A 16016-nucleotide genomic window follows, 5' to 3' on the forward strand; every position below is an offset into this window, starting at 1 on the left:
GCTCAGGCCTCCACGAGGGTGGACAGCGCGGCCATCCGCTCCTTGACGGACGGAGCGAGCACTGCGCTGCCCACGGCGGTCAGCGGCAGCTCGATGTCGAGCTCGCGGCCGAGTGCCACGGCGTTGAACAGGTCCTTGTCGAACATGCGGAACAGGTCCGCAGAACCCGCGAGACGATGCTCGCGCATGAGACGGTCGTAGTTTCCCCAGGTGCGGATGACCCAGGAGTCACTGGTCGCGTCGGTGGCGAGGTCCGCGAGAGCGGACTCCTCGATTCCGAGAGCGCGCGCGAGGCGCATCGCCTCCATCGCGGCGATCCAATTGCCGAAGGTCATCATCTGCACGGCGATCTTCGCGCCGGCGCCGGAGCCGAGCGCGCCCATGTGGACAGCTCGTCGTCCCATGGCGTCGAAGTACGGCTGGCAGCGTGCCACGTCGGCTTCTTCTCCCCCGACCATGACGGCGAGGTCGCCCTCGCGCGCACGCAGGTCGCCGCCGCTGATCTGTGCGTCCACGACGCGGATCCCCTTCGACTGCGCGGCTTCCGCGACGGCGTGGACGCTCTTGGGCAGCACGGTCGAGTGGATGATGAGCGTTGTGCCGGCGGGGACGGAGTCGATCAGCCCCGTGTCCGGCGTGAGCGCGAGGTCGAGCAGCTGCGCGTCGTTCACGACGGCGATGCCGATCAGGTTGCAGTCGGCCAGCTCGGTGTTCTGATCTGCGAACCGCGCACCCGCGGCAGTGCATTCGGCAGCCGCCTCCCGCCGGACGTCGCGCACCGTGACATCGAATCCACCTCGGATCAGCGATAGCGCGATGGGAGTTCCGATGTTGCCAAGGCCGATGAAGCCGACCTTCACTCCGGCGGTCTGTGCAGACGCAGTCATAACAAGCTCCTTTGATTGCTGATTTGACAACAGTGTGGCCGCTGCCCGTCGCGACAGTCCCGAGTTGTCCCCTATTTGACACCCGCTCCGGAGCTGTCCCGTCAACCTTTCTACAACACTATTGACGTCATAACAACAACTGCGCTTAGACTCGGGATCATGAACGTCGATGATGAAGGTTCAGCAGTCATGGATACCGCCCGTCTCGAGCGCGCGCAGGCGATCGTCGCAGCGGGCGGTGTGCAGGAGGCTCTCCGCCGCGGCTCGCTGCCGCGCAGGGCGAGGATCTCCACGGCGGAGGCCGTGGTCATCGGACTGCTGATTCAGGATGTCCGCACGTACGTGGCGATCTTCGGGCACGGGTCCACGGACCTCGCCGAAGTGCTGCGCGTCTACGAGGAGGCGGGCGCATTGCGTACGCATGCCGTGCGAAACGAGGTCGAGGCGGCCCATATCGCCACTGCTCTGAGGTGGGCGACCGGCGAGAAGGCCGCGGTTGTGACCTCGATCGGTCCGGGCGCCCTGCAGGCCATGGCCGGCAGCCTCGCTGCGGCGAGCGACGGGATCGGTGTGTGGCACATCTACGCCGACGAGACGACGGAGGCCGAGGGGCCGAACATGCAGCAGCTGGCCGTCGCCGGCCAGGAGCAGTTCCTGAAGCTCACCTCGCAGATGGGTCCGGCCTTCACGCTGCACACCCCGTGGGCGCTCCCGGAGGCGCTGCGTCGCGGGCTCGACACGGTCGATCACCCGCATCGGGGGCAGCCGTTCTATCTGCTGCTTCCGATCAATGTGCAGCCGCAGCTGGAGGACTTCAATCTTGCGGCCTTCCCGTATGTCGCCCCGCCGCCGCTGGGCGAAGCCGTCGACGACGGACGCTATGACAAGGCTGCGGAGGCGCTGCTGACCGCGGAGCGTGTCGTCATCAAGGCCGGCGGGGGCTCGGTGGGCGCGGGCGATGAGATCGTCCGTCTGGCGGAGCTGGTGGACGGGTTCGTCGTCACGTCCCCGATCTCCACGGGCGTCGTTCCTTCCGGGCATCCCCGCAACGTCGGCATCGGCGGCTCCAAGGGATCCATCAGCGGCAATCATGCGATGGAGCACGCGGATCTCCTTCTCGCGATCGGGACTCGTGGCGTCTGTCAGGCGGATATGTCCCGGACGGGCTACCCGTGCGTCACGCGCGTCGTGAACATCAACACCGATGTTGCCGATGTCGGTCATTACAACCACACGATTCCACTGCTCGGCGCAGCTGTGCCGACGCTTCGGCGACTCATCACGGCCGTCGAACGACAGCTCTCACGTTCGACCGGCGCTGACGCTCCACGGGGCGTCGACTCTGAGTGGGCTCGTGAGTGTCTGGCGGCGAAGGACGCCTGGGCCTTGCACAAGTCCGAGCGCTTCAGCACGCCTGTCCTCCACGACGAGGTCTGGGATCGGCCTGTGCTCACCCAGCCGGCCGCCATCGAGACGATCACGCGCTTCGCACGAACCCAGGGGTATGTCAGCTTCTTCGACGCCGGCGATGTCCAGGCCAATGGCTTCCAGATCGTCGAGGACGACCGGCCGGGCCAGACGATCACCGAGACCGGCGCGAGCTATATGGGGTTCGCCACCAGCGCGATCGTCGCCACCGGCATCGCTCGCACCCCGTTCCGCGGCATCGCGCTCACGGGTGACGGGTCGTTCACGATGAACCCGCAGGCGCTGATCGACGGTGTCCAGCACGGCGCGCAGGGAATCATCGTGCTGCTCGACAACCGCCGCCAGGGAGCGATCTCCTCGCTGCAGCGTTCCCAGTACGGCGTGGACTACGCCACCAACGACGCCGTCGCGGTGGACTACCGCGCCTGGGCGGCCTCGGTCACCGGCGTCACCGCGCTGTTCGGCGGCTACACGGTCGACGAACTCGAGGCGGCCCTCGAGAATGCGGCCGATGCCGGCGGGCTCTCGCTGATCCACGTCCCGGTGTACTTCGGCGATGACGAACTGGGCGGGATGGGATCCTTCGGCCGCTGGAACGTCGGCAGCTGGGTGGACACCACCACCACCCTCCGACACGAGATGGAGATCTGACGATGACATTCTCAGCAACCGCCCCCGCGGGCATGACGATCACCGAGGGGCGCCTGTTCCTCGGCGGCGAGTGGGTCAACGCCTCCGACGGCGCCCGCAGCGACGTCATCGACCCGGCGACCGAGGAGGTCTACGGCACGATCGCGCGCGCCACGGACGCCGATATCGACACCGCGCTGCGCTCCGCCGCGGACGGTCTGCTCGTGTGGCGTGCCACCGATGCCTGGACGCGCAGCTCACGGCTGCGCCGGGTCGCCGAATTGCTGCGCGAATGGGCCGAAGACGCCGCGCATGTGATGACGAGCGAGCAGGGCAAGCCCCTCGCCGAGGCACGGGCCGAGTGGGCGGCCACCGCCGACCAGTTCGACTGGTACGCCGACGAAGCCCGGCGCATCTACGGCCGCACCGTCGACGGCCACACCACCGATGTGCGCATCACCGTGCGCCGCGAGCCTGTCGGCGTCGTCGCGGCGTTCGCGGCGTGGAACTTCCCCGCGCTGCTCCCCGCGCGCAAGATGGCACCGGCCCTCGCCGCCGGCTGCGCCGTGATCGTCAAGCCCGCCGAAGAGGCGCCGTTCTCCACGCTGCTGCTCGCCGAGGCGTGCCGCCAGGCCGGGATCCCCGGCGGCGTCGTGACGATGCTCACCGGCAGCTCCTCCAAGATCTCCGAGCGGCTCATCACATCGATGACCGTACGGAAGGTGAGCCTCACCGGTTCCGTTCCCGTGGGGAGGATCCTGCTCGGCCTCGCGGCCGAGAACATCACCGAGGTGTCGATGGAGCTCGGCGGGCATGCTCCCGTGCTGGTCTTCCCGGACGCCGACATCGCCGCCGCCGCACGCCTGTGCGTGGCCGGCAAGTACCGCAACGCCGGACAGGTGTGCGCGTCCCCGAGCCGGTTCATCGTCCACGAGGCCGCCCAGGAGGAGTTCACCCGAGAGTTCGTCGCCGCCGCTTCCCGGCTGGTCGTCGGCGACGGCCGCGCCCCCGACACGCAGGTCGGCCCGCTCACGAACAAGCGCCGCCTCGAGGCCGCCGAGGGCCTGGTCCTCGACGCGGTCTCAGGAGGGGCGACCGTCCGCGCCGGCGGTGGCCGGGACGACCGCTTCGACCGTGGCTTCTTCTTCACGCCCACCGTGCTCACCGACGTCCCGGAAGACAGCGAGATCATGCGCGAGGAGCCCTTCGCCCCGATCGCACCGATCACGCCGTTCCGCGACCTCGATCAGGCACTCAGGATCGCGAACTCCGTCGACTACGGCCTCGCCAGCTACGTCTTCACGCGCGACCTGAGCACTGCATTCCTCGCCAGCGAAGGCATCGAAGCCGGCATGGTCGGGGTGAACAACATCGCTCTCGCCACCGCGGAGGCGCCGTTCGGCGGAGTCAAGCTGTCGGGCTACGGACGCGAAGGCGGATCCGAAGGCGTGCTCGACTACACGCACGCCAAGTACGTGAACATGAAGATCGCATGAGCGCACAGAACCTGGGATCCACGGGCCTGCCCACGCCGAACGACTGGACAACCGACACCGGAGAGGACGGCGCGACCGGCCTCTACCGGGGCCTGACGAACTACGGCGACCGCGAGTTCGCGCGCTACCTGAGACGGACGTTCGCGCACTCCACCGGTCGCTCCGCCGAGCTTCTCGAGCGCCCGGTCGTCGGCATCGCCACCTCCACCAGCGACTTCAACAACTGCCACCGGCAGCAGCCGGAACTCGTCGAGGCCGTCAAACGCGGTGTTCTCGCCGCAGGCGGGATGCCGATGGAATTCCCGACGATCTCCCTCGGCGAGGGATTCCTCTCCCCCACCTCCATGGTTTACCGCAACCTGATGGCCATGGACGTGGAGGAGATGGTCCGGGCGCAGCCCATGGACGCCGTCGTCCTCGTGGGAGGGTGCGACAAGACCGTCCCCGCGCAGCTCATGGGAGCGTTCGCGACGGACCGTCCGGCGATCCAGCTCGTCGTCGGACCGATGATGACCGGCCGGTTCGAAGGCGAACGCCTGGGCGCCTGCACCGACTGCCGCCGGTTCTGGGGCCAGTACCGCGGTGGTGCGATCGACGCACCGACGATCGCGACCGTCGAGCGCAACCTCGCCACCACCGCCGGAACGTGCGCGGTGATGGGAACGGCGAGCACCATGGCCTGCCTGACCGAAGCGCTCGGCATGGCACTGCCCGGCAGTGCCACGGCCCCCGCCGTGCACGCCGACCGGCTCCGGTTCGGCGAAGCCAGCGGTCGCATCGCCACGCAGCTCGCCGCGAACCGCCTCACCCCCTCGTCGATCGTCACACCCGCATCCATCCGGAACGCGCTGCGAGTGCTGCTGGCCATCGGCGGGTCCACCAACGCGCTCATCCACCTGACGGCGATGGCGGGCAGGCTCGGCATCCCCCTCGACCCGGAGGAGCTCAACGCCCTTTCGGATGAGACTCCGGTGCTTGTCGATCTGAAGCCCACCGGCGCGCACTACATGGAAGACCTCCACGCCGCCGGCGGCGTCCCGGCGATCATGCGCGAACTGCGGCACCTGCTCGAGCTCGACGCGCTGACCATCACCGGGCAGACCATCCGCGAGATCCTCGACGAGGCCGACCCGTGGGTCGATCACACCGTCATCCGGCCCTTCGAAGACCCGATCCGCCCGGAAGGCGGGCTGAAGTGGCTGACCGGATCGCTCGCGCCCACCGGTGCGCTGATCAAGCGTTCTGCGGCGAACCCCGACCTGTTCGAGCGCACCGGACGCGCCGTCGTGTTCACCTCCCTCGAGGACCTCGCGGCACGCATCGACGACCCCGACCTGGACGTCGAGGAAGACGACTTCCTCGTGCTGCAGAATGCCGGACCGGTCGGAGCGGGCATGCCCGAGGCGGGATACCTGCCGATTCCCGGCAAGCTCGCCCAGCGTGGCGTCCGCGACATGGTCCGCCTGTCCGACGCGCGTATGAGCGGCACGGCGTACGGCACCATCGTGCTGCACATCGCACCCGAAGCCGCCGTCGGAGGCCCACTCGCCTACGTGCGCAACGGCGACCTCATCCGCCTCTCCGTCGCCCACGGGACGCTCGACCTCCTCGTCGACGACGACGAGCTCGCGGCTCGTCGCGAGGAACTGACGACCGCACCGCGCAGCACCGGCCCCGTCGCCACGGGTTACCGTCGGATCTTCCAGGAGCACGTCCTGCAGGCCGACGGCGGATGCGACCTGGACTTCGCACGCCGCGCCCCGGGGACAGGCCCCACGGGCGAGCCTCAGCTCGGAGGGCGCGCTCTGACGGCTTGAACGAACGGGGCCAGCCCTCGATCACTGCACCGCACGACCAACTCAAAGAGGAGCCACATGTCTCTGCCTGCACGGCCCACCCCGGATGTCTCGTCCGTCCCGGCCGCCTCGCCCACTGACCTCCTGCCGACGATCCCCCCGGAAGACGACGTCGCATACGATCCGCGGAACCTGCGCAAGGCGGCCGCGTCGACGTTGATCGGCACGATCCTCGAGCAGTACGACATGATCCTGTTCGGCAGCGCCGTCGCCGTGATCTTCAACGTGATGTTCTTCCCCAGCGAAGGGCCAGCGGCAGGGCTCATCGCGGCGTTCGCCTCCTACGGCGTCGGCTTCCTCGCGCGACCGCTCGGCGGCCTGTTCTTCTCCCACTTCGGAGAGAAGCACGGACGCAAGTGGATCCTCGTGGCCACCCTGTTCCTGATGGGAACCGCCACGTTCCTGATCGGCATCCTGCCGACGTACGCCGCGGTCGGCGTCATCTCCCCGATCCTGCTGGTCATCCTCCGCCTCGCGCAGGGATTCGGCGCGGGAGCGGAGCAGACCGGCGGCATGACCCTGCTCGCCGAGACGTCGCGACGTTCCCGACGCGGACGCAACGCCGCCCTCGTCGCCGTCGGCTCAGGCGTCGGCATCATCCTCGGCGGCGGCGTCTGGTCACTCGTCCAGCAGCTGATGACACCCGAGGCGTTCCTCGAATGGGGATGGCGCCTGACGTTCCTCAGCAGCGTGCTGGTCACCATCACCGCATACATCGTGCGCCGCACCCTCAACGAGTCTCCCGTCTACATGGAGGCGAAAGCACAGCGAAAGGTCGAGAAGGCGCCGATCATCGAGGTATGGCGCAGCGGCAAACGGCCCCTGTTCACCGTGTTCGGGATGGCCTTCGGCACCATGGCCAACGGCTACGTGTTCCTCACGTTCATGGCCGCCTACCTCATCAACTACCAGGGCATCTCGGCCGCCGTCGTCGCCAACATCGTCGTCGCCGGCGCCGTCGCCACCTCCATCTCCCCGTACGTGTTCGGATGGCTCACCGACCACTTCGGACGCCGACGGGTCAACCTCGTGCTCGCTTCGATCCTCGTCGTCTACCCGCCGTTCGCGTTCATGCTCGCCTCCAGCGGCGACCTCACGCTCGTCTACATCGGCGTCGTCGGCGGGTTCGCCCTCGTCGTCACCGGCATGAACGGGTCCTACGGGGCGTACTTCCCAGAGCTGTTCGGTTCCGGGTTCCGGGTCACCGGCGTCACACTGGGTCGCGAACTCGCGTCGATGATCGCGGGAGGATTCACTCCCCTCATCGCGACAGCGCTCATCGCCGCCTCCGGCGGATCCTGGATTCCGATCGCGGTGCTGATGTGCGGCACAGCCATCGTCACGCTCGTCTCGACAGCTCTCGCCCCCGAGACCCGCGGGCGCGACCTCGTCACCGACGAAGACGCCTTCGCAGAGCGGCAACGCACGCGCTGAGTGAGCCGGGTGGGGTCACAGCGCGCCCCTGACCCCACCCGGGATGAAGCCGCGTGACAAGGCGTTCAAGTCACGCTGGGCCTCCAGTCTCGACGCCTACGGCGCGATCTGGACGCCGTAGGCGTCGGCGATGTCGGTGAGGACCTGGTTGAGTGCGAGGTATCCCTGACCGCGCATCCACGCCTCGAAGTCGACGTCGTTACCGGCTTCTCAGGTCCCCGGACACGTCGACTCCAGCGGCGGTCGCCTTCTCTCGAGCGTGTTCTTCACACAGCGTCCACGTCCACAGTCGGATCGTGTACTGCTTGGCCGGTTTGCCGCATTCCTCGCAGGTCTCGATGCTCACCCACGACGCCGCGAGGATCGCCTCGTCGAACGCTGGCAGGTGCGCAGAGCCGTCGGCGGATGGGTAGGCGTAGTAGTCGAGGGACCCGAACTTCGACTTGACCTGGTGCAGCACGTAACCCGGCGCGATCTCCGCCAGCTGCGCATCGAGTCGGGCCAGCAGCGGGAACCAGCCCGGGCCGACGTCGATCCACGTTGGCCAACCCGGCGCGAAACGGGCGAGGAGCGGCTGAAGTCCCGGCGGGGAGTGGTCAGTCATGCGGTCCTCCCGTGTCCGCGCTCGGGGCCGATTGTGGTGCGGACGGACTGTCGCTGTCGGGATTGTGGCTGAGTCCCTTAGCGTGGTGTCACTTCCCGCGGGGTTCTCGTCGTCGTAGGCGATGAAGGGCCACCGTGGGATGACCAGTTGTTTCCGCCAAGAAGCAAAGAAGAGATCCCACGATGACCCACCACCAGTCTGCCTTGACGACTCTGATCGGCGAAGTCCTTGCCGACCCCGACCTGGCTCACTCGGACGTGTTCCGTCGGATGCTGCAGGCGGGCCTGCAGGACCTGATCAACGCGGAAGCGACCGTGAAGATCGGCGCGGCCCCGCATGAGCGCACCCCTGAGCGCACCACACGCCGCAACGGCACCCGACCCAAGACGCTGGCGACCCCGGCCGGGGAGGTGGACCTGCAGATCCCGAAGCTGCGGGAGGGGTCGTTCTTCCCGAGCCTGCTGCACCCGCGTCGCCGGGTCGATAAGGCCCTCTACGCCGTGATCTGCCAGGCATGGATCGACGGGGTCTCCACCCGCAAGGTCGACCAGCTGATCCGCGCGCTGGGCAACGACACCGGCATCTCCCGGTCGACGGTCTCTCGGATCTGCTCAGAGATCGACGAAACCGTGCACGAGTTCCTGCACCGCCGACTCGATCACACCTGGTTCCCGTACCTGTTCCTCGACGCCACCTACCTCGACGTCCGCCACCGCGGCCGCGTCGTCTCCCAAGCCCTCGTGGTCGCCACCGGCGTCAGCGGCGACGGGCGCCGCGAGATCCTCGGCATGAGCCTCGGGGATGCGGAGACCACCGACTTCTGGACCGAGTTCCTCCGCAGCCTGCGCGACCGGGGACTGAAGGTCGCCACCGACGCCGATCCGCTCGGCGTCGCCCTGGTCACCTCCGATGCCCACGCCGGCCTGAAAGCCGCGATCAAGGCGATCCTGCCCGGATCCGGGTGGCAGAGATGCCGAGTCCATTTCGCCCGCAACGTCACCCAGAAGCTCGGCTCGGCCCGCTCCAAGCCCGTCAACGCGCTGATCTCGACGATCTTCGCGCAGACCACCTCCGAGGCGGTGCTTGCCCAATACAAAGCCGTCGCGGACAGCCTGCGCAGCTCCTTCCCGGAGGTCGCCGAGATGCTCGAGGCCGCCGAACCCGACCTCACCGCGTTCGCACCACTACCCCGCGAGCACTGGCAGAAAGTCTGGTCCAACAACCCCATCGAACGCCTCAACCGCGAGATCAAACGCCGCGCCGACGTCGTCCAGATCTTCCCCGACCAAGGCTCCGTGACCCGCCTGATCGGCGCCGTCATCCAAGAGCAGCACGAGGAATGGTCCTACGGCGAACGCCGCTACTTCTCCGACATCTCCATGCGCAAACTCGTCCACACCCTCCACGACCACGCAGAGCCGGCACGCCCCGAGCTCTACCTCACCGCCTGACCACCACCCACCACAGGGAACAACTGGAGTGACACCACGCAAAGGGACTTGACCGGGATTGTTCTCGGAACCGGCGGCCCACGCGCAGGCTGCGGGGGACATCCTTGTCCCAGCTGATCATGCCCCGCCGCCGCCATTCGATCGTCACATGCCCGCGAAACCCCGTTACCGCACGGCGACGTTCGAAGAAGCTCAGATCCGTCGGGAACGACGAGGGCAGGCCCTTCGTGTCGGGCAGGAGGTGCGCGAACAGCTCCGAGAACGTCGGGCCGAGAGAGGTGCGGCGCCGGGTCTGCGCGATGAAGATCGCCGCCGCGAGGGCCCACTCTTCAGCAGTGTCCTCGCCGGTGAACTCCTCGAACAGATAGACCCATGGCGCCGGCGGCGGGCTCGGAACCCCGCGCCACCAGATCGGATACGGGTCAGGCACCACGGCCACCATCACATTCACGGTCGCACGCACGGGCCGACCCCGTGAGGCGACCAGAGATCATCGGGATCGGCAGCACACGTGCAGAGAACAGCGGACAGATCCGAGGAGTCGATGATTGTTTCGTATGGCCTCAGGAAGTATCCCATACGGCAATCGGCCATACGAACGAGTCGCTGTTCCAGATGGAGAGGCAAGGGCCAGGCGAGATCTACGCGAAGCGCACCTGCTCCGCGTGGGCTGCACGGGGCGGCCTTGATGGGCTGAGCAGCCTTTCTATCCGCTCGACGACGGCTCCGGTGAGACCGACGTCTTTGTCGGTTCTCACGAGTCGCATGCGCTGACCGGTGCCATCGACGAACCGAGCCTCGGCGTCGTAGGGCGCGCGGCCGTCGGCCCAGACCACGGCTTCTGCGTGCGTGCCAACCGCGTAGGAGATCAGGCTGCGCATGCGCCACCCGGGCTTGGGCCAGTCCTGCCAGGGGATGTGCTCCCCACCGAGCCTCCCTCCGAGCGGATGCTGGATGAACCACTCGAGCTGATCGCGGGGCCAGGAGGTCAGCCAGGCGACGTGGACGCCGGTGCGGTGCACGATGCGGTCGAGCTCGCGGATCAGCCCGGTGTCGATGTCGAGCCACGAGCGCCAGTCGTCTGCGTCGGGCTCCTGCCCGGAGCGGATGCGAGCGATCGTGCCGTCGACGTTGAGCACGAGGAGTCTTCGTGCTCGCGACACCGTTCCCGCTCTCACGTCGAGCTCGCTGCCGATGCCAGCATGTTCGAGGATCGCGTCGAGGTCGTCGGGCAGCAGCCGGGCTCGGTTCAGCACCCGGGTGGGTGGAGCCGCCCAGCCGAGCGGGACGTCCCAGTTCGCGGGGATCCGGACGGCGTCCAGGTGCCGCAACAGGCATGCCCGGTGGGTGCGGGCTGACGCGTAGAGCGCCTTGTCGAGCCGGCAACGGATCGTCTTGACATTGCGGGACTTGCGGGCACCGTACGCGGCGAGCACCGCTTGCCGGGAGTGCTCGATCACGTTCTCGGCGGTGCGTCGCAACCCTCGGCCACCGGGAGCGTGCGCGAGGCGGGCGATGACACCCTCGATGATCTCGACCTGGGGCCTCGGGTCATAACGCGGGCTAAGAAGGTACCGGAGGAACTCGGGCTGGATCAGCGTGCCCGTCAAAGCGACGATCTCCGGGTACGCGCACAGCAGGAAGTCCGCGTCGGAGGAGAACGGATCCACGCCGAGGGTCTGCCCGCGGCTCATCGCCGGGCTGATGCGGGTGTCTTCGGCGGCGATGCGCAGCAGGCGTGCGGCGAGCTGCAGCTCGCCGGTGTGGAGGCCGATGCCGCGCAGCCAGAGCTTCCCGGACAGCCAGCGTTCGGCCCTGCCATACTCCGGGAAGCGTCTGATGTCGATGTCGCGGCCGTCGAGGTGCCAGCGGCCATGGTGCAGGCAAACCGCACCGCCGCGGGAGATGACCGTGGTCGACTGGCCGTGGGAGCAGCGCAGGCAGGCGGTGCGCGGTGGTTGCGGGGATCCGCAGCCTCGTGTGCAGTAGTCGATCTTCCAGTCGTTGTGGCTGCAGCGCACGGGCATCTCGTGGCGTCGGGCCTGGGCGGCGAAGTGCCCGCGGCGCAGCCCGGCGAGGTGTTCGATCACCCGGTGACCGAGCTCGAGATCGGGCCGGTTCGAGGACAGCCCAGCGAGATCGCGCACGTGCAGGCGCAGGTCAGCGAACGGCATCTCGTTCGCGGATGCGAGGCGATGAGCGAACCCAGTGACCGTCTCTCCCGGGATCGGCGCGAGCGGCACAGGGAGCGGTTCCGCAGTCGGCGCGCCAAACTCTCGCTGCCGGGACGTGGTCACTCCGCCTCTCCCGTGGAGGTTCTCCGCTCTGCGGCGAGCTCCCTGGCCAGCGCAGTGAAGTCGAGTCGTTCCTCGCCGGTCTCCATCGCCCGGACGGCTTCGATCTGGATGCGGCCGGCGACCTCCCCGACGCGGCCGTTGCTCGCCTCATGGAGGACGTCTGCGAAGCGGAGGATGTCGCCGGGTTCCTGGTCGACCAGCCGCGCGTTCGCCTCCAGATCCTCCAGCAGTGCCGACCAGTAGTCCCGGCCCTCCTGACGGGTCATCGTGCTGGGCACGAGCGGCATGGTCTTGAACCGGGTCACGACCTGGTCAGCCCAGTCACCGCCGAGGAGCCCGGAGTCGGCGACGTTCGCCCCGACATACAGGAACGTGGCACCGCACTTCTCGGACAGCTGCTTGAGATAGTTCGTCGCGTCGGACGCGCCCTGCCGGTCCTGGCGGAGATTGTGGATCTCGTCGATGATGATCAGCTCCGTGCGGCACTTCGCGACCGTATCGGCGATCGCCCGCAGCAGTTCGCCGCTGGTGGTGCGGGGCCGCACGGGGCGCCCGATGAACCCGGCGAACTCCATCAGCAGGCTCTTCGGTGTGCAGTCCGCCGGGACGGAGACGTACATCACCGGGATCGCGTCGCGGCCGATGCCTCCGAACCGGCGGCGGCGCAGCTCAAACTCCTTCGCCAGCCAGGTCGCCGCGGTCGACTTGCCGGCGTTGGGCACCCCGTCCACGATGACCCCCAGCGCGCCGCCGCGTTTGCGGCTGTTCACGATCATCCGCGCCCGCATCTCGTCGCGGATGGCGCGCAGCTCCGGGGTGAAGGAGATGCGGCCGTTGCAGATGAAGTCCATGCGCTGCTGCCCATAGGCGACTCGATCTCGCTCAGGCAGGGCGTCGAGCTCCTTGCGGGTCAGCAGCGGCGGCTCGGAGAGATGCTCCTCGACGAACGCCGCCCATCCGGATCTCGTCTGCCAGTTCGGTCTCGGAACCGAATCGATGTCCAGCTCGATCATTCCAGCCTCCCTCTCAACTCCGGGTTCTCCACGGAGAACCCGCCCGCCTCGCGCCATGCCGCGTCGTCCGGATCTGGGCTCTCCAGGAATCCGTGCCCACCCGTGCGGCGGAATCGCGCCTGCCCGGTGGCCGTGTCGTCCACGGTCTCGGGGATGTCCACCTCGTCGGCGGTGATCTGATGGGAGAGCACCATGTCGTCGTCGCGTGCCGCCTCGGCCTGAGCAACCTGCCGGTCGGGCCTCGGGTCCCCGTAGCGTCCTTTCCGCAGCCCCTGCAGGAGCGCCTTCTTCGCCCGTTCCCGACCGTCTTCGGTCCGGGGCTGACTGTCGGCGATGCGTTGGGCAAGCAGCCGGTCGCGTTCGAACGGGGTCCGCGCGGCGGACCCGTGCGTCCACTGCATCGGGATGAACCGATCGCCCAGATCGAGCCAGATCGTGTGGAAGTCATGCGGATCGAACCGGATCGTCCACTTCTTCTTCCGCGATGTACTGCGCATCACCGCGCGTGCTTCCTTCGACGAGTAGACGCGTCGTCCCCGGTTGATGCCGTAACTCTGCGGTATCCGGTTCTCCGCGGGCAGCAAGCTCACGTACTCCTCCGGCCCGAACGGCACCGGCAGCTCCGGCGCTTGTTCCCGCAGCATGTTCGCCATCTCCAGCGGCGTCCACATCCGCGACGGGCGTATCGGATCCCGAAGCCCCGGGTGCGGCCGGTTCACCCACACCACAGCGATCCAGTCCTCCAACAACTCCTGCACCTGAGTGAGCGTCGGCGCCAGATGCTCGGCCGTATCACTGCCCCGGTGCTCGACGCTGCGACCGACGTGGCTGCGCAGGTACTGCGCGAACTGCTCGTTGAACGAGTCGAACTTCTGCTCCACGTGCGGCTTGCCCGTCGGCGTGTACGGCGGGGCCAGGATGAGCGAGATCCCCAGCCGCTCACAGGCGGCACGGAAGTCCTTCGACGTGTAGATCTTGCCGTTGTCGGTAGTGATCACCTCCGGGAACACGTACGGGACCGCCGTCCGGTACGCGTCCAGCTCCTCCTGGCTGATGCCGAACGGATCCGCCCAAGCCTCCGACACCAGCTCCCGGGTGCGCCGATTGCTTGCCGGCCGCAGCCCATATGGGGTCAGCGCCCGCGCCAGTAGCGCGACGAGGTCCACCGACTTCGTCCCGTACGGGCGCACGAGCGCCGCCAACGGCAACCGTGCGTCGACCGCGTACAGGATGGTCAGCTCCGGGCGGGCCACTCCCCCGCGTGCAGTGATCTTCCCGTTCGGCAGCAGCACCTCGGCGTCAAGCCGCGTCGTGTCGATCTGCACGTGCTCCCCCAGCCGCACCGCCCCGTGAGAGGAGAACAACCGGTCGGGGACTTTCGCCGTCGTGGCACGCAGCTTTGCGGTGCTCTTCAGGTGTGCGGCCAAGGGGAACGTGTCGATGATCCGTCGCAGCGTCGACTCGCTCGGCATCGGAAACGGCGGGCTATCGCCGTAGCGGTCTTCGACCGCCCACCGGATATCGGTCATCAGCCGGATGATCGTGGCTGTTGACTCGCGCACCGCGATGCCGATCTGCTCCTCCACGATCTCCAGCAGGCAGGGGTCCCATCGCGATGTCTTCACCGCCGTCGCCCGTCCGTCGATCGCCCCGGGCAGCCCGCGCTCCTTGTACGCGGCGGCTCGGCGGCGCAGCGTCCGATCACTTACCGCCGCGTCCGGAAGCTGTGCGCGCACACCGGCGAGGATCTCCTCGATCCCGCGCCGGGTGTCCTCCGGGGTCCTGCCGACGACGTTCAGCAGGTCGAAGTAGCGACGTACCGCGTCCTCCCACACCAGAGCCGCCGCCTGCGATGACTCTCCCAATCCGTGCAGCACCGCATCGTTACGGACCGCAATCCGCTTCGACGCTCCTCGGTTCCAATCGACGCTCGGATCGTGGATCAGCTCACTGATCAGCGCCACCCTGGTGAACCCGCCGTGGACGGAGCGGAGCCTGGCCTCGCGAGCGTCGAAAGCGATGAGCTCGAACTCGGTGTCCTCCCACATCAGCCGGTCACCGAGCTTGAGCCTCATTACCATCCCCTCCCCGCGGACGCCGCGAGCGTGTTCCGTTCGATCGGCGCATCCAGATCCACCTCGAGCGACCCGTGCCACAGCGCTGCGTACAGCACACCGCGCGCGGGGATGTCCGTTTCCCCGATCAGCTCGATCCACTCCCCCAGCGGCAGCAGCTCGCCTGCCCGTGCGGCAAGCAGCCCCCGCACATCCGCAGGGCAGGACCACCGCGGATACCGGTACCCGGCGAGGAAGCGCAAGTTCGTCGCCTCCTGCTCGGACAGGTCGCACACGATCCCGTAGTCGACCTCCGCCGCCGCGCACAACGCCGCGGTGCGCGCGAACGCCCGCTCGTGACGCTCACGGATCCGCTCTCGCGGCTTGACGTCCACCAGCAGCGACCGTTCGTCCGTCCGGTCGAGCAGCACATCCGGGAAGCGACCTCCCTTGGTGTCCGCCCACGTGACCTTCATCGGCTGCGTCGCGATGCCCACCACCGACGGATCCCGGTCGAACGACATCAGCGCGCGCATCTCGTACAGCGACTCGAACCAGTGATGCCGTCCCGTCGTCGCCGCCCAGTACCTTCCCGCATAGCTCTGCTTATCCGGGTAGGACTCCGACTCGCGCACCTCCGACAGCGGCGCCGTCCGCAACTCGCCCATCGACAGCCCGTCGAACTGGCGGTTCGCCCCGTCCCACTTCACCAAGAGCGTCGCCTGCTCCACCGCGCTGGGATCCAGCACCGTGGGGATCGCTCTCGTGAGCCGCATCAGCCACCTCGCGCTTCCGACCCGCCGGCGCGAGCCTGACACCGCCAGTGTGAGAGCGTCCAGCCGCACCCAGCCGCGACACGCCGCGCC

At 68.0% G+C, this 16016-nt stretch carries 12 protein-coding genes; 5 read left to right on the top strand and 7 right to left on the bottom strand.

The genetic code is table 11. The annotated features are described in order from the left end of the window. Nucleotides 1-2 precede the first annotated feature (2 nt). Nucleotides 3-917 carry an NAD(P)-dependent oxidoreductase gene (locus tag EI169_RS14260; protein WP_125132932.1) on the bottom strand — a complete coding sequence of 305 codons (915 nt, stop codon included), beginning with the start codon at nt 915-917 and terminating at the stop codon, nt 3-5. 129 nt (nt 918-1046) lie between these two features. Between EI169_RS14260 and EI169_RS14265 the strand changes: the two genes are divergently transcribed. The 4 genes from EI169_RS14265 to EI169_RS14280 are packed head-to-tail and all read left to right on the top strand — an operon-like array spanning nt 1047 to nt 7731. After that, a complete protein-coding gene (locus tag EI169_RS14265; protein WP_205783822.1) occupies nt 1047-2966 on the top strand; it encodes a thiamine pyrophosphate-dependent enzyme in 1920 nt (639 codons plus the stop codon). A gap of 2 nt (nt 2967-2968) precedes the next feature. Then, nucleotides 2969-4441 carry an NAD-dependent succinate-semialdehyde dehydrogenase gene (locus tag EI169_RS14270; protein WP_205783824.1) on the top strand — a complete coding sequence of 491 codons (1473 nt, stop codon included), beginning with the start codon at nt 2969-2971 and terminating at the stop codon, nt 4439-4441. Then, entirely contained in the window at nt 4438-6258 is a 1821-nt protein-coding gene (locus tag EI169_RS14275) for a dihydroxy-acid dehydratase (RefSeq protein WP_125132933.1), read from the top strand. The genes EI169_RS14270 and EI169_RS14275 overlap by 4 nt, the downstream gene beginning before the upstream one ends. 57 nt (nt 6259-6315) lie before the next feature. Continuing rightward, nucleotides 6316-7731, top strand: a complete 1416-nt coding sequence (locus EI169_RS14280; RefSeq protein WP_125132934.1) for an MFS transporter — start codon at nt 6316-6318, stop codon at nt 7729-7731. Nucleotides 7732-7930: 199 nt separating this feature from the next. Here the strand turns inward: EI169_RS14280 and EI169_RS14285 are convergent, their stop codons facing one another. Next, nucleotides 7931-8335, bottom strand: a complete 405-nt coding sequence (locus tag EI169_RS14285; protein ID WP_125132935.1) for a hypothetical protein — start codon at nt 8333-8335, stop codon at nt 7931-7933. 182 nt (nt 8336-8517) lie between these two features. On the opposite strand from EI169_RS14285, the gene EI169_RS14290 reads away from it, so the two are divergent. After that, nucleotides 8518-9786, top strand: coding sequence for an IS256 family transposase (locus EI169_RS14290; protein WP_125129915.1), 1269 nt, complete (start codon nt 8518-8520; stop codon nt 9784-9786). Here EI169_RS14290 and EI169_RS14295 read toward each other — a convergent pair. The 5 genes from EI169_RS14295 to EI169_RS14315 all read right to left on the bottom strand — a co-directional run bounded on the left by EI169_RS14295 (nt 9776) and on the right by EI169_RS14315 (nt 15926). After that, the gene (locus EI169_RS14295) at nt 9776-10249 is read right to left on the bottom strand and encodes a hypothetical protein (protein WP_125132936.1); all 474 of its coding nucleotides are present in this window, start codon (nt 10247-10249) and stop codon (nt 9776-9778) included. The two genes, EI169_RS14290 and EI169_RS14295, sit on opposite strands and share 11 nt — an antisense overlap. Before the next feature lie 178 nt (nt 10250-10427). Continuing rightward, nucleotides 10428-12083 (bottom strand): hypothetical protein, encoded by a 1656-nt coding sequence (locus EI169_RS14300; protein ID WP_164515507.1) that lies wholly within the window; start codon nt 12081-12083, stop codon nt 10428-10430. After that, a complete protein-coding gene (locus EI169_RS14305; RefSeq protein ID WP_164515508.1) occupies nt 12080-13096 on the bottom strand; it encodes an ATP-binding protein in 1017 nt (338 codons plus the stop codon). Before EI169_RS14305 ends, EI169_RS14300 begins: the two co-directional genes overlap by 4 nt. Beyond that, on the bottom strand, nt 13093-15171 hold the full coding sequence (locus tag EI169_RS14310) for a DDE-type integrase/transposase/recombinase (protein ID WP_164515509.1): 2079 nt from the start codon (nt 15169-15171) through the stop codon (nt 13093-13095). The genes EI169_RS14305 and EI169_RS14310 overlap by 4 nt, the downstream gene beginning before the upstream one ends. Then, entirely contained in the window at nt 15171-15926 is a 756-nt protein-coding gene (locus tag EI169_RS14315) for a TnsA-like heteromeric transposase endonuclease subunit (RefSeq protein WP_125132940.1), read from the bottom strand. Before EI169_RS14315 ends, EI169_RS14310 begins: the two co-directional genes overlap by 1 nt. Nucleotides 15927-16016: the final 90 nt, after the last annotated feature.

Source organism: Microbacterium sp. 10M-3C3, assembly GCF_003931875.1.
Classification (GTDB): Bacteria; Actinomycetota; Actinomycetes; order Actinomycetales; family Microbacteriaceae; genus Microbacterium.